The following is a 16639-nucleotide window of genomic DNA, read 5'->3' as shown; positions in this document are numbered from 1 at the left end:
AAACCTCATGTGTAAGCTTGGATTTCAAACATAAAAGGGAAAAATGCAAAGCCTGGCGAATTGCCAATACGCACAGGTGAATTTGCACGCTTGAACATACGATAACCAGGTATTTGAGGATTGAAGCCTTGCAATGTGTCTAATAGTTTTCGAATGAATGGATCTGCCTCTTTTCGGAGACTGTTTGTGTTTTGCAATTGGGCACCTGCATCACGCACGCATAAAACAACAAGCCACTGTTGAAATATGGTTGAAGAACTACCGTTACTTACAGTCTCACTAACTCGATCATCAAAATAAATCACACTGACTGACGGCGCATTATTCGAACTCTCAAGCATTGCTTCTATCGTAAACGGAGTATTCACCTCCAATAGTTCAGGCATACCAGTTTTGATCTGCTCAACCAAAATAGGCTCAACTGCGAAATAGTCTTTGATAGCTGTCATACTTACACCACGAATATGCCTGTCCCGATAATCCGCTCCGGCTGATCATCAGCAACAGGGAAAATCAGAACTGCTTTACCTGCAGAAATTTGCTTAAGCCAACTGATGATGTCCTCATAATCCTGCCGCACAATCTCAGTTGGTTTGTCCTTGTACAAGAAATAACGTGAAATCACTGCAACAGCACGTTTCACAGGCTCTGTTGTCACTGGTAGTGGCAATGGGTATCTAACAGCTATAAAGCCATTTACCATTTCTTCAGCATCAGAAATTGCTTTAACTGATGTTGGTGGATGCTCACCATCAGTACGTGCAATATTGCGTTCTAGCTTAACTATCTCTAGTTCACCAAAACGCTCAATAAGTTCATCACGGGATAAATAGCCCATTTATTTCACCACTCTATAACTGACTCTTTGACGAAGTTGGCCAGTATCAATTAAAGGCTTGCTACTACCTTTGCGCTTAATTGTTTTAGGCTTCAGGGGAACAAACTTTCCATTAATCATGTAAGTTTGAACATCAGCTTGCGCCTCTTGTCCAAGAAACTGCCAAGTTGCAGCCATGGTGCTTTTACCTAAAAGCATTGGCTTGATTTGCCCCATGAGGTACTGACCATATTTGCTTTGGTTCAGTTGCAGACTTGCACGAAAGAAAGAGCGTTCAGGGATGTTTCGACCAGGTGCGCCGTATTCATGAATCGCGGCAAGATCTGGCATATCAATTGAACGCTTCCCGCCTTGTTTCAAATCAGTGATATGTGGCTTTCCCCCAAACACACCAACTTCCGCATGGCCAGTTAGCTTGGTGGCTTGAGAAACGAGTTTGTTAAAAAACCAATTACCCTTTTGCACGATGCTAGCTTTTACTTTCATGCAAATTCACCATTATTTGGCTTGTGCTAATTTAGCCTGCAGATCTTTAAGTGATTCATCTTCACCAAATTCGACATTGAGCTCGGTTAGCTTGGCTTTGATTTCGGCAATTTTGGCATCTTCAGCAGCCTTAGCCGCTTCTGCAGCAGCACCAGTTTTAGACCCAGACTTCGCCTTTTTAACATCCGTGACAGTCAATTCACCTGATTTTTCTAAGGCAGTGAATGCAGGATGATTGGCTAAAGCCTCATGCTGATCATCTGTAATTTCTACTTCTACGCCTTTCGGCAGCATAACAGGACCCGTTGCAGTACGTGCAGAAACGCGGCCCATTTCACCCTGATATGTATATTTCGGCATTTTCATTGCTCCAAAAATGACTAAAGCCGCTTAATTGCGGCTATTTAGTCATGATTATTAAAATTTAATGGTTAGGTTTTAGGAACGTCCAAATAACGCAAGCTATCTACACGTTTAAGCCATACGCCTTGATACAAGTAATAACCAGGTGTGAAGAGGTCAAGCCCATCAGCCTGAGGTGCTAAGAATTCCAAATCTTTCGGAATACGCATTTCGATACAAGCTGGATCTCGGCGATATACAGTGATACGGCGAATACCACCTACCCCCATAGATTCAGTTCGACTCGTTCCACGAATAGTGAGTTTTTTACCTTCCAAAGCTAAAAGATTATTTTTAGAGATCCATTCATACAAAGTTGTCTCTAAATTGTCAGCAATACGGCGTTGAGTGATAACGCGCATTAAGCTTGATGGCAAAATCATCGTATCAGGCGTAATTGAGGGATTGAATTCACTCGCCTCAATTGCATCAGACAAGATGTCATTCACATCTGCTAGGATTTCATCAGGTGTTGCTGTTTCCCAAGCCTTTAACGCCGTTTGAACATTAACACCAGTCTGATTAAACAAGCCACGTAAACCTGAGTTTAGATCACCAACCCAAGCAATTCGTGACATGTGTTTCTCAAAGCCCAAACGTGCAGCTTGAACCTTATCCTCTTGTAGAGAGATACCGGCCTGAGATGCTGTCGCTAATTCAAGAATTGAATATTGATATCCAATTGAACCAGAACGAACCCCTAGATCTACCTCATCATAAAAGACTTCGGCCAAAGGTATATCTTTACCAGTCCCACTATGGTCCTGACCTTCGCCAACACCGTTTTTACGTTGTAAAGAATGCTTGGTACCAACAACTGCAGGGAAGTTAGATTTCACTGGAATGTAAGAAGCATACTCAGTTGCTTCTGTCATTTGTGGTGTCATTTCATTACTTGTTTCCAAGTTAACAAGCAATGTCACCAAGTTTTTTAGATTAAATGCATCGCCTACTTGAGCCTGCATCACTGGTGCTACACCACCAAACAGGGCGAGCTTTCGATTAATAAGTTGTTCACGATTCATGTATTAAGCCCCGCGTAATTGAACAATAGCCATGCCATCAGCACTTGTAATGCTGTCCCAAGTTGCACCAACCAATTCGGTACCATCTGTTGCACTGGCTTGTAATGAGCCCATTGGGTTATTAGTAGTGGCGTTTGCTGTACGCACATAAACTTTCCCACCAGTGGCTGTAATTGGTACTGCAGGTTTTACCCAAATTCGTCCAACACGCATTACAGGCGGCACATCGAATTGCTTATATGCTTCTTTCCCATTTGCGTCAGTTCCGTTTTTACCAATGTGCTGATGCACAATGATGCCTACTGGTCGGAGTACACCATTTACAGCCGCACAACGAACGCCGTCACCTGCATCACAAGCAACCTGACCATCATTTAACGTTCCTGAGCCTGACATAGGCATTGAGCGTACATCCTCAGGGGTACTTTTTAGGCGTTGCCCTACCACCGCCACTTTTGCATTAAGTTGCATTCGCAAACTCCTTAAATGTCTTTCTTCCAAGCTGTTGTTTTGTCATAGCCCTGGTCCTGCGGAGATGGGCTGCCATTCCCTCCTGCTGGTGGGGTAGCTGTGCTATCACCTGTAAGGATGGTATTGAGGGGGTTTGATGTGCCTTGTGTGCCATTGGTGGCAACCAGCGCACGGAAAACCATGTCAACTTGCTCAGGTTTTGCATCACCAATTGCAACTGTTCCAAGGATTGCACCAACGATTGCATCGCCTGCTTTAGCAGTGATGGCTTCGCGCTTAATTTGCTCACATGAACATCCTTCTGTTTTCACACTTGCATTGAGTTTTTTTGCATCAGTGATAACTGCTGCACGCTCATTTGCTAATGCCTCAAGCTTTTCAGGTGTGACTTGATTTGCTTCAAGGGTAGTAACCTTTTCAGCATTGGCCTTTGAATCCGCAACAACCTTATCAATCACGGCTTGAACTGCCGTTAATTCAGAAACTGAAAATTCCTGATCCCCGATTTTGATTTTTGCATCAGCTGCCTGTTGCAATGAGACCAAAAGGTCCTGATCCTTTTTTAGTGCTGCAGCTAATGCAGAATTATCAGCAACATCAAAAGGGATGCCATTTACAATGATTTGCATTGTTTTCTCCATATTGTTTGGATTTGGGTTTTGATCACCAATGCGGCAATCACCACCACATCGGCCATATTTGACTAAGGCAATATGATCGCCGTAGAAGTTTTTAAATTCAGCTTGGTACGGCGTACCATCTGGTGCAGTGCCGCTGACAAAATACAATTCAGCGCCGTAGCCTAGCGATAGCTCTAAACGCTCTTGGCTTTGGATCTGATTGATCACATCGTTATCTTTAATAAGTAAATCCCCTACAAGGAAATCACCCTCCTGTCGCACGTTTGATAGTGTTCCAATCGAGTGAGTTTTCCATGTAGCAGCATTTACTGTATTACCAGGTGGATGATTGTCAGTGACATCAACACCTTGATAACTTTGAATCGTTTCAGGTCTAAATAATTCTTCAGCAGAACTGTAGACATTGATGACTTGATCAGGGGTATAACCCTCGATCCCATTAAATTCACCAGCGTAGTACTGCCGTACCTGAGGTGCCTTGCCAAGTCGGGCATCTTTACACAATAAAAAACCCTCAGGAGTGAGGGTTCTTGTAGATTGAGCAGGTGCAAAGTCACCTAACTTTAAGTGAAGCAAATAACGTTTCATTTCACATCCTAAGGTTTCTTAGGTGGAATAGTTCCCCCACCTTTTGGTTGATTTAAACAAGGCATATAACCCCCATGCTTACTGGTATAAATGCAGTTTCGGCAAAGACATTTATTCATTAGTAACTTTCCTACAGGCAATAAAAAACCCACCTTTAATAGTGGGTTTCTCTAAGATCAACTTATTTATTTTGCAGCATTGCCTGAATTAACTTTGTTACCCCAACGGCGGTAATCAGATTGTTCAGACTTACTTAAATCATTAAAACTAACTGCTTCAAGCAAGTTCACTCGATCTCTACCTGCAGCTAATTTTGTCTTGATGTGTTCACGCCATGAATCTACATCATTGCCAAATCCATCTTGCTCTGCAATAACTTTCTGTCGCTCTAATGGCAGATCTAAAATTGACATTACAGCTCCTCCAATTCAATGTGAATAACACCATTTTGCTCAACTCGATCTAATACACGAAATCTCTTAGGTCGATTAAAAACAACTTCAAATTCTTCATCTTTATATTCACTGATGAAGTTAACATTTTTAGCTGTCTTTGAGTGTATCACAATTCGATGTGGGTAAAAATCAAACACATCGTCTAGGCCATATGTAGCACTTGTAAAAGCGTTATATTCAACAACTTCACCGATCTGATGTTGAGCAAGGAATGAAGCAGGTAATTCAGTTCTACGGACAACAGGACTAGCCCAGTTAGGCAAACGATCCAAGGCACTACTTAAAACCTTGGAAGCAGCAACCAATTCAGTATAGAGCCCATCACCTTCTTTAATAACGCCGTTAAGCATCTGGTTTAAATCCCGATAGCCATTACCTGTGTAGAATCTTAAAGCCACCTGTTCAGGCAGCGTTAAGCCATATACCTCTGCAACACGTTGGATTTTAGAATCTTCGGCAAGTTTTTTCGCAATTCTTCCAATTTGATTCTTGTTCATCCAACCAAGTAAATCATCATTCTGCCGCTCAATAAGTGACTTACCTTTTTTCTGTTCAGCCATTACCTGCTCAGGCGTTGGTGCATTCTGATCAAATAAATGCTTAGTATAAGGAATGGCCACACAACGACAACGAATGGGAATACCAGGATGCCCATCATCAGGTGGATCATCCCAAGCAAATAAAAGCCCATTCCTAAGCCGATGAGAATGCCTTACTCGCTCATCCTGACTAGTTGACCAGGTATAATGTGTTATCCCTAGTTTTTGCTGTCTGATTTGCGTTAGCCGCCCATTGATTTTGCCAAGTTGGTCAACAGCTATTAGCAATGCCCGTGAATCCGTAGACTTCCCAATCTTAAGAATTTCTTGCTTGATGAATTCTGCACGTTGGCCAGTCTGCAGGCCTGTGAGGATTGCTCCCTCAATTAAATCGAAATACTGACTTGGTATAGATCGAATAAGCCGAACATTTGCTGCAATCGCATCATCAACGGCGTTCTGTAGATCCTCATCACGCATAAGGCCAGTAAAGTCCAAGCCTGTTGCTTTTAATAGAATCTCGCCTATCTGCTTATCACTCGCCTGCTTTTGCTTAATCACAATTTGTGTTGCGACTTGAGTTGCTATCAACTCAATGCTGCTGACGATTTTGTTCTTTAAATTCTCAATTGAATTTTTAATGCTAGAAAAAACGCCGTCTGAAACATGCAATTCAATTGAATCACCCATGTTGTATCTCAACATGGGTTCAATCTCTTCGCTAACACCCTTTTGACATAAATTGCTGATGGCTAATAGCGACTTGTAGTATTCAATTTCTGTTTTCCTTGAAACGAAAATAGGCTGAGGTTTTGACTTTCTACCAGGCTTTTTTTTATGTGCCTGCTGCATGATCGGTTTAAGGTGGGTCAGTATCGTCATCTAAGCCCCCATCCAGTTGCTCAAGTACTTTTATATGTGCATCATCAAGAAAATCATAAGTGCCATCTTGCTGCAGCTGCTTAGCAATCATGGCCTCAGTAATAATCCCTTTTTCCAAATACTTGATATCTCGCTCAGTGTTGTTTTTCTCAACTTCTGAACGTGTCTTAATATCTAATTGCCACAGTGGATAAAAGACAAAATTAAAGCCTGCTGGTATTGCTCCAAGCAGGCTTTTAAAAATCACGGGAAATAGCCGATCAAGTAAGGGTCGCAAGATCCAGTTCTGATCAGTAGAGATCCGATCATAGTAATTTCTTAAATCAAACTCACCACTATTATTTAGCCCTGAGGTTGTTTGACCAAAAAGAATCGTAAAAGGAATATCAGCAGATCCTGCCGTTTGCTGTGCAAATTCACGCATCAATTCAGGCAAGCCACCAAAGGTATAGGTCTTAGATTGATACTCCTCATCTTTATCAATCACCAGCATTCCATTGATACTTTTAAGCAGTGCTGCAGCCCCGAAACGTTCCATCAAGTCTTTTGCTCGATCGATAATTTTAGGCATCAAATCAGGAATGCGAATTACATCCACTTTTGCCTCATGCACTAAGCTTGCTGCACCTGAATTTGTGGAAATGAAATTTCTGAGCGTATAGTAAATGGACAATAACAATGATTCACCTTCATCGCCGTGCTTTACACAAATTACTCGTGAATAATGAATCTTGGTCTGCGTTCCATTTCCGTTATTGATGTTGTAATACATTGGCTGTTCAGGCTCACCAGCACTTTCCTCTAATGGAATGTATTGTTGATTTAACGGTTGCACTTTGCCCTTTTTAAGGACTGTTAGGAATTGCAAACCGCCTAAGCGTAATTTATCCAATTCAAATGGCTGATCAATCGCCTGCCCATCAGCTACACCTAGAATCAAATATGCACGGCCATACAATCGCGACCATATTAAAAGATTGGCTAATCGCTCCGAAAGTCGAAGTCTTTTAACCTCATCCGTCAAATTCAGGATCTGACCATCTTCTAACCCAGTGAAATACCAACCAGCTCGAAGCATATCCAAGACTGGACGGTTAACAATTTTTTTAGCTAACCAATCCTGATAAACAGCCTCAAAATCATAATCGTTAAGGGTTGTTTCCTTTGCGAAATGACCATGAGCAGCCTTATCTCGGTTTGTATTGATGTTACTAACAAAGTTTACATAAGCGCCATCATTCACAATGACTGGCGCTTGTGTTTGATTGCGCTCTTCCAAGATACTTACTCCTAGTCTAAAAGATCATATGGCTTAACAACCATATTATTAATTGCATCAATAGTTGGGTCCCATTGGTCATCATGATCATGCGTCATATCAGCCGTTAGCCCCTCTACCTCTTCAACATAATTCAACAGCCACGGCGCAGAAGCAGGCAATACAACCATTCCATCTTCAACATAAAAGACCACGTCCATCGTGCGGACAAGTTTATCTGTGCCACGTTGGATAGCCCTGATCGGTATTGTTGTTTCCCTTGAAACCGTTTGAATTAATGTTGTACCGCTAGATTTATCTTCAACGGCCATATAACGCAGATTGCCAATTTTGTTATTACTAACTTTATGTTTGGTAATAAACTTTTTAGCCTCTTTGATTAGTTCGGGTGCTTCCCATTTCCCACGATGAACATCAATGATGTAAAGCTTATTGTCGTATCCAAGGCCAGCACATAAGAAAACTGAGTAATCGTTATGCTCTTTAGTTTTCTGAGCCGTATCTGCAAAAATTGCACGCCACTTGAGAACTGGCAATTCGATATAACGGCCAAACCACTCAGACTTAACAAGATCTCCACCAAGCTTTTTAGGATTCTGCATGTATTGGCTTGCAAATGTATAACGAGAAACAATCGCGCCGTCCTTATCTTCACCGCCTTTTTCAAGCTGCAGTAATGATTGAAGTGATTCCTTTAATGGCCAATAGCTTTGACGGCCATGTTCATCACGCTCTACATCTCTTGGTACCTTGGTTTGAATATGCTCAGGTAATTGGTTGATGTAATCATCATCGATCAAAGCAGGAATACAGATCTGCTCCCAATCACCAGGTACATTACCAGTCATCACAAAATTAGTCGGATCTTCATCATGTAAACGCTGCATGATTAGAATAATTGGTGTGTCAGACTTAGCTTTACGTGAATTGACCGTGTTCAGTATCTTACGGTTAGCTTTCTTGCGTGCCGATTTACTAAATGCATCCTCAGGCTTTAAAGGGTCATCAAGAATGATGGCACCTGTAAAGCCATCATTTGCTAATGTACCTGCACGGCGGCCCGTAACCTGCCCACCCATTGATGCAGAATAAACATGCCCCGCATCGTAACCATCTACAGTGGTTTTCCAGTTTGATTTTGAGTCAGTACTAGATGAGATCTTAACTGGCCATAGGCTTTGAAAATCTACCGATTTAACAATGTTTCGCGCTGTTGCGGATACATCCTCAACCAGTGACTGTGAAAACGACAAATACAGGAAACGTGAGCGTGAATTACGCGCTAAGCCACGGGCAATAAGATTAGTTAATAATTCGGTTTTACCTGAACCAGGTGGAACGTTAATTACAAGGTTTTTAACCTTTCCAGATATGACCTGATCAATCTTGTCGACAATATATTCATGATGCCAGTTGACTGAGAACTTAAAGCCCATGCGTGGTAAGAAAAATGCACGGGTAAAAAATAAATGCTCGTCCTCACACTTAATCCGCTTTGCTTTGATTTTTACAGGATCAATATTCGCTCTCGAGTTCATTTATAGCCTGCCTTACCTGCTCATCGGTAGCAGTCACATAGGTAGTGTTTTCGCTTTGCAAAGGCCCACCACCTGCACCAGTCAATTCAGTTTTATTGGTATATTGCCCGCCCATCTCCTTCGCAGCTTGTTCTGCCCATTTTGGTGTCAACATGGGATTGTCTGGAAATTTATCGACTAGTTGCTGTAGGAGTTGAAGTCGGTAACGTTTATTGGCAATTGGGATTGCTTCTAATTCTTCATTGGCTATACGGCGATATTCAAAAAACTTATTTCGCAGATCTTCACTTAACTCAAATCCTGCTCGTTTGGTGGGGTCGTATCTTTCGCATTGTTGCGGTGATACTTCGATATTAAAAGTTTCTTTAACCTGCTTTGCTGTATTGGTTGGAGTTTCAAACTCAGCAAGAACCTTAACGATGAACAGCTTCACCTTTTTAGTAATACGTGCCATTTCCACCAATCCATCAACGTACATCAACGTAAATGGCAAAAAAAAATTCAAACTACTCTTAGAAGGCATGTACCACATGCCTGAGCAATTGAAGCTCTGCCAATCTCTGGTTTGCTATTTGCATAACGCGCCATCTCTTTTACATCCTCTGAAGCACCATAACGGCGTACAACCCCGTGAAATTCTTCTACATCATGCCCACGTAGATATAACTTAGGTTCTCCCATTGAGTTATATTCGAAAGTGTTGGTGTCCTTATTGATTTTATGACCAACATGATATAACTCATGCTCTACTAAGGCACAAAAATCAGTATCATCCATCACCTGACACTTACGAGCGTCTAGCGTGATAATGAATTTAGGAACATCCCCGAACCAATCAATTAACTGTAGTTCTTGTCTGTCCCGTTTCCACCCACCAACATTAATCATGACCTGTTCAGTTGTTCCCATCACTTCACGACCTTTCATTTCACATTTTGTATATGCCCATAGGAATGAGATCTTAGGAGGCCTGAAACAAATAATGTGATCATGATCCTTGTTGTAAAGTTTACTTGCTGGATCTAAGAACGTTTCTACTATCCAAGGCCATAAATCTTTATTAGCTGGCTCAAAATGTAATAAGCCTTGCGTATTGGCATAGCCGATATTGTCATCACAATCATTATCTTGTATTGGTGGGTAAGGTCTGTTCATAAAAATCCCTCAGGTTTATTATTAATTCTGGCGATTACTTTATTTTTATTTTTTAGAGTCGAAAAAAATCGCTCGTCTAAAAGGGCTATCTCTTCCTGTGTGAGACCTTTAGTAGTGCAACTCCCTGTATGGTTTAGATCAATCTGAAGGTCTCTAATTTGTTTTTTTAAGTTTTGGAATTCAGTCATAGAGCCTCCGAACAGGCATAAAAAAACCCACCAAATTGGCGGGCTTAATTTATTGGGTATTAATATTAAGAAAGGTAAGAATATTTCTGAGCCAAAAGTTTGTTGGCAATAACGGTAGTTTCAGCATATGGCAATTCAGCACAAAGCCAGAATCGATATGTATTTTCACCTACAATATAAGTCTGACGATTGTATGTTGATGCTTTGCTAGGATCTATTTCGCTTGCTTCAAAATATGTGCTTTCACGATTCGGAACAACTTCACCATCCAAATCACCACCAATACAAATAAGCATCTTAACAATCCATGAAATTATGAATTGCAGCTTAACACATAAAATAAAAAGCCCCGCCAATAACATGTATGTCAGCGGGGCTTCATATGCCGTAATCCGTTCGGCTAGGTGACTCGCATTGCGCTAATGCGAGTGAGGGTTTAGTTTAAAAACTTAGGAATATCGTCTAGGGAAAAGCTCTGATCAATATGCTTATGTACTAACTTAAGAAGTTCGTCAATAATTCGCTGATTATTTTCTAACTGAGTGTTGCTATCTTTCATTTGCTTAACAGCATCAACCGCAACAAAAGTTAATTTCTCGTTTTCTTCTTCTAGGTCTAAATAATCTATATATAGAGACTTATATAATTCCTCTAACTCTTCCCTAGAAAGATCTTTAAGACTTGGTAACTTTGCCATAATTGTTATTCCTGTGTTTTTCTACAAGATAGCATAATGATATGACAGAAATAAAAAGCCAAACATAAAACAGCCCAGCTATCCAAAATGAACAACTGGGCTGAGTGGTACCGTAGTTTAAGGCTGACTGATGTGTTAAGGGGTCGCCAATCCGCAAGTAAATACTCACCTCTTTAGGTGGTCAATCCAAGGGTAGTGTTTTATCTATCAAAACTCCGCACCCCTCTCTCACCTCATTGACCAGATAAGATGCCTATTAACTTAAAGATCCCTAATAGGTAGGACCAGAAACGTAAAAAGCCCGCATAAGCGAGCCTTGGAAACCTTTAAGGGCATCTAATTAATAAAACGCCCATTTTAGAAATACTTATACTGAACCGTTCTGTTTATGTCAAGTCACTGCAATATAATTGGTTTGCTCTAAAGTAATTTCATAATCACTTTCTTCATAATGAAATGATCGTTTCAATTGATCTCGTATGATGTGCTCCCAAATTGTGATTTGGGATTCAGCTATAAGTTCAAACCGCTCGTAACGTTCCGAATATCCAGATTTAGAAACATCCAATTTAGCAATCGTTATTTTTTCAAAAAGTGTGTAAGGTCTCTTTCCTGTCGCATTGCATTTACTGCATGGTTTCGCACCGCATGGATATCCTTTTGAATCGTATATTTCTAACTTGCCTAGTCCTTGACACCCACCACACATACTTTTAACAAATAAATGACCACGTAAAACGACCTCTGCGATACCTTTGGCCACATTGGTTAAATCACCCTGGCAATTGTTCGGTTTAAAATTCTTTTTAATCATTTCCTTATGAATCTTACCAGCAAGTAAATTTCGGACACGGAAAAAATCTGCAGAGTTAATATTGCCTTTCTTAATTTCCACTGTGCCTGGTATCTCATCAATACGTTTTTTTACTTCCACACCGTTTATGATATTTGTTTCAAATATCTTTTTAGCTTCTGTAACTATTGCAATCCTCTCAAAATCAACGCGCTCGAGTAGCAATTCTGCCCACAACTTTGCACCAGGTGATAACAATGCCATTTCGCCTAAAACAATACTTTTAGTGATCTTTCCCTTACCCTCACTTTGAGCAATAGCTAGTCGCAATAATTCTAAAAAATCAAACTTTTCAATCAACATACTTTGCGCTCCTATTACTTAAAAAACTTGCATGTGTGCTGAGTTCCATTAACCCAATACACATCCTGACCTTTACAAACTTGAACCGTATTCCATGTATTAATCGCCACTGCAAAAATGACGAATACAATGAATGCAATAATTAACAACCAATCGTTATTTTTCTGTCTCATTTCAACCGTCCATAAACAAGCATTGCTGCATCGCGGCTGTGCTCGCTTGTTCCACCAACCCAGCCAGTTATTTTTTTAAAATATTCATCTTTTGTTTTAGTCATGTTTGCCGCAGGATGTACCAAATCAAATTTAATACCCTGCTCCTTACAGAATTGCTCCCAAATACTGCAGTCACGTTTAACAGATCCAACGCCCTCACGTACACCAGCTCCCGACTTAGCTTGTCGCGCATCTGTAGATCCGAACCATTTCCGCAAACGTGCATCTTCAATTCGGACGATTAAATCTGGATGCTGGACATATAGCTCTTTGACTTCTTCCATGGCCTTGGTAATGGTTAAAGTCTCAACACGGTTCAAAACCCCTTTTTCTGCTACGGCAAAACCTGTCTTAACGCCGCAATCGATACCAACTCGAATCATGCTTTATCCTCCATCACATACACGTATTGTTCTAAATGCTTGGACCAGTAAACGGTTTTGCCCTGTTTGCTTAATTTGCGTTTACGTCTGCGGGAAATCGGACGCTCTTTAACTTTTACACCGTATTCACATTCCTCAGGTCCAGCGTTTCCCCAAAAACAAGGCAAGTCGTTTGAAATACTGACAAGACAATCTGATCGACTACATTTCATTGGCTTTGTTCCTCTGGACGTTTTTCTAGTGATTCTTTCCAGTCGCCACGGTAATGGTTCAAATAATTATCTCTGGCATTGATATTGAAAAACGCTGATAGATGAGACTGGTTCCTCCACGCATCTCCCATAATTTGTGGCTTCACTAACCAACCACATGCCATACCATCCTCATCAGTTGCCATGAATTGAACATGCTCAGGTATTAATGACCAGTTGTATTTGCTCTTTGGTTTTTGCTCCAAGTCAGCCAAAAACATGCAGCCTTCCTCTGGATATTCAGACATCCAAAAGTAATAACCTTTACCGCTATGACCATCCTCCACAAATGCAATCGTCAATTCTGTTTCAAGTTGATCTATATCGGTTTCACCATCAGGGGCAGAAAACTCAAGTAAACTTTTTAATTGGTGTCCATTTAACGTGATACTCATTGGCTTTGCTCCTTGTCAATCAACTCATAATTAAAGTGCTGAGCTAATGAGTGCAGCATTTCAAGTGCAATGCCATCATCGAGATTGATAGCTAAATCATTAATTGTGACTTTGATTTGATCGTTAAATTTGTGCTGTTCTACAGATACAGTTAGATCGCTATATACATCGTGCTCTATTGAAATCTCGGTCACTTCTGATTGAATTGTTATATTTGCACTCATCACCCTTCTCCTGCACGCGCATCAGCCCAATTGCATTCAACAATCGTAAGCCCATCGTGCTGAAAGCGAGACCAAAGTCGATCGCCCAAATTGTCCTTGAGTTGTTCTTTAGTCCAATTTGAACTTAGAACTGTTGGTTTTTTTGCGTCATAGCGTGAATACAAAACCTTATGGACAAGCTGCAAGCGGCTTTCGTGTTGGTCATGCAAACCATACTCGTCAATGATTAGTAAGTCGTAATCAGTGAATCGCCAAACTGCACTCGCTTCACTGTCATCCGCTTTTGTCCAAGCGTTTGCAATCTCGTTTGCCATATCTTCACTGGTGACATACCGAACATAACTACGCTGATCTAAAACGTTTCTAGCAACTGCACATGCAAGATGTGTTTTACCTGTGCCCGTGCGTCCATACATGATCAAATTGCGCTTTTGCTTGATTTCAGGGTTGTTAAAATCCTTTGCATATGCATGACATGCTGCCTTTGCATCACGTTGGCCTTCATGGGTCACGTTGTAATTTTTAAAACCACTTTCAGCATGGCGAACAGGAAGCAATGCACCTGCAAAGTGTTTCTCACGAACTGAGGTATTCACTGAAACCATATGTTCAGATTGAGCCTTTTCCACCGCCTTAATCGCACAGGTTTTACAGAAATCACGCCCAGCAACTAAAATCATTCGCTCTTTGTGGATTTCACAAAAACGGTTTGAATTTTGAATCTCTGGTTTTAAAAAGTTGGTCATAGCGTTCACAGTGAATCTCCTGTGTCTACGTCATCAGCACATGTTGCGTATTGCTTAACTTGGCCATGTGCAGCATTGACGTTTAGATTTTGTTTGTTATTCGGTGATGCATTGCGTTTAGGTTTTTTGAACTCATCGATCAACCAGGTAGCAAACTTGTATGTGCGTTGGTTATCAGTGAGATCCATCTTGTTTTCCCAATGAGCATTGAACTTGCCCAAGTGAAAATTGAATTCAGGCATAGCGATAACTTGCTCAGCTTGAATACCCATGCTTTGGCGGATAACGTTCAAAAGATTTTCAGGATTTGGAGACCAAGAATTTTCACCCGCGTTTTGTGTGTGTGATTTATCTTGTTCTTGATCCTGTTCTTGCTCCTGTTCTTGTTCTTGGCTTGCAAGGGGCTTCGAAGGGGCTTCAAAGGGGCTATTTGTTTTAGCAATTTCGCCACGGCGAGAAGTCATGCAAAACGCCGTAGCATATTTGTCGAAAAAGCCCGCTAGGAAAGGGTTTGACGGTAAAGAGTCATAATCCTTTTGGACACTCTTGCAACGGTTATCTGCTGGCTTTAATGAGTCAGCTACTTGAAAACGTGCCATCTCGTGCACCCAAACCATTTCGCTAGTGTCGTCATAGCTACAAAACCCCGCTTCACATGCACTTCGAAGCCCCTTTGAAGCCCCTTCAAAGCCCAAACCAGTTTCATGCGCAACGTATAAAATAGGCATGTAATAAAGGCCGAGCATATTTGCATGCGGGCTTGTCATTAAATACAAGGCAACAATCACAGCCTCTGGGCTGCTGCGGAGTTTTTTTCCAGTAGTGCCTGTCCAAAAATGTGGAGAGACTTTTCCATAATCACGCATGCAACACCCCCTTCGAAGCCCCTTGCAAGCCCCTCTTAAGAGGTGTAAATTCTTTCAAAACTTCAAGGATTAAAAAGAAATGGCCCTTATTCGCAAACAAAATGAAATTGATGTATATGCAAATCCAGAAGATAAGTTTGTTTCTATATGCGAGGTTGATGGTCACTTTAATCAACGTGAAGGTGAGTTTGAGGATGCAATAATTAATATTGATGTAACTCATATTGATGCTGTTATTGAAGCTCTTCAAAAATGCAAAGCTGAGATCCTCCAAGGTGGTGAGGTTCAAAACGGTTGAGTGACTCATAATTATCCCCCTAGCTTTACCAAACCACGGTATGCAAGCTGACGAATAATTCTTGGTGGAATAAACTCGTTGTTGATCTTGTATCGTGTACGTGACTTTTCTTTTACTTGAATCAATAAATGCCCATCTTCCATAAGACGGCGAACACTTATAGCTTGCCCCCCCCATATGCGTGGTTTCTTCAAGCATGTAAAATTTTTCTTGAGCCTCTATTGCTGCATTCATAACAGTCAAAGGCATGGCGGCAAGCTCTTTCGCCGTGTAGATTTTCACTGGCTGTTCAAGCGGGATAACAGTTTCTATAGGTGCTTTTGAAACAGTCACATCTTGTTTTTTCTTTTGATTTTTTTTCATGCTTGATCATCCTTTGGCTTTAGATAGCCACCAAATGCCTGTACGAGATCAGCTTTAACTAAACTCACTATGATCTGTTGAGCTAACCACTGGGTGATACGAAATTGACGCATCATTAAATGTGTTAGTTCCTCTTTAGAAACAGCAGCATTCTTTTCGTCATAACCTTTGCTAAGCGAACTTTGCTTCTTAATCTCAAAAATATGCCCAAATAAATACAATGCAGGTTCATGAAATGATTGGATTTCGCTTTGTTGGCGTGAATCTTTCATTTGTTGAGTGAGACTTGTCATAAAGCCTCCTTGTTCAAGCGCTTTTTGTCTTCACGCTCAGTTTGTGTAGCTGGGCGGATTTCAGACTCAGCAACTGTCAATTGCAGGCCATCAGATAAAATGGTTATCCCACTGTCTTTGACTTTCAAAACGATAAAGATCTGATCTGAATCGATTGCACGATCTACAAATTCAAGTTGAGTTTTGATCACAACAGCATTGCCAGGTCTAAACTCAACGCCCTTGTCCGCTGTTTCTTGATTTGATATATTGGTCATGTTCTTGA

At 41.0% G+C, this 16639-nt stretch carries 27 protein-coding genes and 1 pseudogene; 1 reads left to right on the top strand and 27 read right to left on the bottom strand.

Annotated features, from left to right (window positions below):
* Positions 1–5 precede the first annotated feature (5 nt).
* The 24 genes from F909_RS19165 to F909_RS19275 form a co-directional block, all read right to left on the bottom strand.
* Positions 6–449, bottom strand: a complete 444-nt coding sequence (locus F909_RS19165) for a phage tail terminator protein (RefSeq protein ID WP_005144964.1) — start codon at positions 447–449, stop codon at positions 6–8.
* A 2-nt stretch (positions 450–451) separates the two neighbouring features.
* Positions 452–838 carry a gp436 family protein gene (locus F909_RS19170; protein WP_005144955.1) on the bottom strand — a complete coding sequence of 129 codons (387 nt, stop codon included), beginning with the start codon at positions 836–838 and terminating at the stop codon, positions 452–454.
* Complete coding sequence (locus F909_RS19175) at positions 839–1324, bottom strand: hypothetical protein (RefSeq protein WP_005144953.1); 486 nt, start codon at positions 1322–1324, stop codon at positions 839–841. It abuts the gene before it with no gap.
* Positions 1325–1336: 12 nt separating this feature from the next.
* Positions 1337–1684 (bottom strand): hypothetical protein, encoded by a 348-nt coding sequence (locus F909_RS19180; protein ID WP_005144952.1) that lies wholly within the window; start codon positions 1682–1684, stop codon positions 1337–1339.
* A 71-nt stretch (positions 1685–1755) separates the two neighbouring features.
* Positions 1756–2751 (bottom strand): DUF2184 domain-containing protein, encoded by a 996-nt coding sequence (locus tag F909_RS19185; RefSeq protein WP_005144951.1) that lies wholly within the window; start codon positions 2749–2751, stop codon positions 1756–1758.
* Positions 2752–2754: 3 nt separating this feature from the next.
* Positions 2755–3222 (bottom strand): structural cement protein Gp24, encoded by a 468-nt coding sequence (locus F909_RS19190; protein ID WP_005144949.1) that lies wholly within the window; start codon positions 3220–3222, stop codon positions 2755–2757.
* Between the two features lie 11 nt (positions 3223–3233).
* Positions 3234–4451, bottom strand: coding sequence for a DUF2213 domain-containing protein (locus F909_RS19195; RefSeq protein ID WP_005144948.1), 1218 nt, complete (start codon positions 4449–4451; stop codon positions 3234–3236).
* A gap of 185 nt (positions 4452–4636) precedes the next feature.
* Entirely contained in the window at positions 4637–4864 is a 228-nt protein-coding gene (locus tag F909_RS19200; protein WP_005144946.1) for a hypothetical protein, read from the bottom strand.
* Positions 4864–6297 (bottom strand): phage minor head protein, encoded by a 1434-nt coding sequence (locus tag F909_RS19205; RefSeq protein ID WP_228129381.1) that lies wholly within the window; start codon positions 6295–6297, stop codon positions 4864–4866. The genes F909_RS19200 and F909_RS19205 overlap by 1 nt, the downstream gene beginning before the upstream one ends.
* A gap of 7 nt (positions 6298–6304) precedes the next feature.
* The gene (locus F909_RS19210) at positions 6305–7606 is read right to left on the bottom strand and encodes a DUF1073 domain-containing protein (RefSeq protein ID WP_005144939.1); all 1302 of its coding nucleotides are present in this window, start codon (positions 7604–7606) and stop codon (positions 6305–6307) included.
* A gap of 11 nt (positions 7607–7617) precedes the next feature.
* A complete protein-coding gene (gene terL / locus F909_RS19215) occupies positions 7618–9144 on the bottom strand; it encodes a phage terminase large subunit (RefSeq protein ID WP_005144938.1) in 1527 nt (508 codons plus the stop codon).
* On the bottom strand, positions 9122–9598 hold the full coding sequence (locus tag F909_RS19220) for a DUF2280 domain-containing protein (protein WP_032877457.1): 477 nt from the start codon (positions 9596–9598) through the stop codon (positions 9122–9124). The genes terL and F909_RS19220 overlap by 23 nt, the downstream gene beginning before the upstream one ends.
* A 47-nt stretch (positions 9599–9645) precedes the next feature.
* A complete protein-coding gene (locus F909_RS19225; RefSeq protein ID WP_005144936.1) occupies positions 9646–10299 on the bottom strand; it encodes a putative metallopeptidase in 654 nt (217 codons plus the stop codon).
* Positions 10296–10487, bottom strand: a complete 192-nt coding sequence (locus F909_RS19230) for a hypothetical protein (protein WP_005144935.1) — start codon at positions 10485–10487, stop codon at positions 10296–10298. The genes F909_RS19225 and F909_RS19230 overlap by 4 nt, the downstream gene beginning before the upstream one ends.
* A gap of 65 nt (positions 10488–10552) precedes the next feature.
* Positions 10553–10783 carry a hypothetical protein gene (locus F909_RS19235; protein ID WP_005144934.1) on the bottom strand — a complete coding sequence of 77 codons (231 nt, stop codon included), beginning with the start codon at positions 10781–10783 and terminating at the stop codon, positions 10553–10555.
* Positions 10784–10923: 140 nt separating this feature from the next.
* On the bottom strand, positions 10924–11184 hold the full coding sequence (locus F909_RS19240) for a hypothetical protein (RefSeq protein WP_005144933.1): 261 nt from the start codon (positions 11182–11184) through the stop codon (positions 10924–10926).
* A 391-nt stretch (positions 11185–11575) separates the two neighbouring features.
* Positions 11576–12340 (bottom strand): hypothetical protein, encoded by a 765-nt coding sequence (locus F909_RS19245; protein ID WP_005144931.1) that lies wholly within the window; start codon positions 12338–12340, stop codon positions 11576–11578.
* 14 nt (positions 12341–12354) lie between these two features.
* On the bottom strand, positions 12355–12513 hold the full coding sequence (locus tag F909_RS21190) for a hypothetical protein (protein WP_005144923.1): 159 nt from the start codon (positions 12511–12513) through the stop codon (positions 12355–12357).
* On the bottom strand, positions 12510–12938 hold the full coding sequence (locus F909_RS19250) for a hypothetical protein (RefSeq protein WP_005144922.1): 429 nt from the start codon (positions 12936–12938) through the stop codon (positions 12510–12512). The genes F909_RS21190 and F909_RS19250 overlap by 4 nt, the downstream gene beginning before the upstream one ends.
* Positions 12935–13150: a hypothetical protein gene (locus F909_RS19255; protein ID WP_005144917.1), complete on the bottom strand. Its 216-nt coding sequence runs from the start codon at positions 13148–13150 to the stop codon at positions 12935–12937. The genes F909_RS19250 and F909_RS19255 overlap by 4 nt, the downstream gene beginning before the upstream one ends.
* The gene (locus tag F909_RS19260) at positions 13147–13584 is read right to left on the bottom strand and encodes a hypothetical protein (protein WP_005144914.1); all 438 of its coding nucleotides are present in this window, start codon (positions 13582–13584) and stop codon (positions 13147–13149) included. Before F909_RS19260 ends, F909_RS19255 begins: the two co-directional genes overlap by 4 nt.
* Positions 13581–13808: a hypothetical protein gene (locus F909_RS19265; RefSeq protein ID WP_005144913.1), complete on the bottom strand. Its 228-nt coding sequence runs from the start codon at positions 13806–13808 to the stop codon at positions 13581–13583. Before F909_RS19265 ends, F909_RS19260 begins: the two co-directional genes overlap by 4 nt.
* Complete coding sequence (locus tag F909_RS19270; protein ID WP_416202058.1) at positions 13808–14554, bottom strand: ATP-binding protein; 747 nt, start codon at positions 14552–14554, stop codon at positions 13808–13810. The genes F909_RS19265 and F909_RS19270 overlap by 1 nt, the downstream gene beginning before the upstream one ends.
* A 5-nt stretch (positions 14555–14559) precedes the next feature.
* Complete coding sequence (locus F909_RS19275; RefSeq protein WP_005144906.1) at positions 14560–15420, bottom strand: hypothetical protein; 861 nt, start codon at positions 15418–15420, stop codon at positions 14560–14562.
* A 79-nt stretch (positions 15421–15499) separates the two neighbouring features.
* On the opposite strand from F909_RS19275, the gene F909_RS21460 reads away from it, so the two are divergent.
* A complete protein-coding gene (locus F909_RS21460) occupies positions 15500–15718 on the top strand; it encodes a hypothetical protein (RefSeq protein ID WP_005144904.1) in 219 nt (72 codons plus the stop codon).
* Between the two features lie 11 nt (positions 15719–15729).
* Here F909_RS21460 and F909_RS0120050 read toward each other — a convergent pair.
* From F909_RS0120050 to F909_RS19285, 3 genes and pseudogenes are all read right to left on the bottom strand, one after another.
* Positions 15730–16081, bottom strand: a pseudogene (locus tag F909_RS0120050) (hypothetical protein).
* Complete coding sequence (locus tag F909_RS19280; protein WP_005144903.1) at positions 16078–16374, bottom strand: hypothetical protein; 297 nt, start codon at positions 16372–16374, stop codon at positions 16078–16080. Before F909_RS19280 ends, F909_RS0120050 begins: the two are co-directional and overlap by 4 nt.
* The gene (locus tag F909_RS19285; protein WP_005144901.1) at positions 16371–16631 is read right to left on the bottom strand and encodes a hypothetical protein; all 261 of its coding nucleotides are present in this window, start codon (positions 16629–16631) and stop codon (positions 16371–16373) included. The genes F909_RS19280 and F909_RS19285 overlap by 4 nt, the downstream gene beginning before the upstream one ends.
* Positions 16632–16639: the final 8 nt, after the last annotated feature.

The sequence above is a fragment of the Acinetobacter sp. ANC 3929 genome (assembly GCF_000369405.1).
GTDB lineage: Bacteria > Pseudomonadota > Gammaproteobacteria > Pseudomonadales > Moraxellaceae > Acinetobacter.
This window is presented reverse-complemented; position numbering and strand designations above follow the sequence as displayed.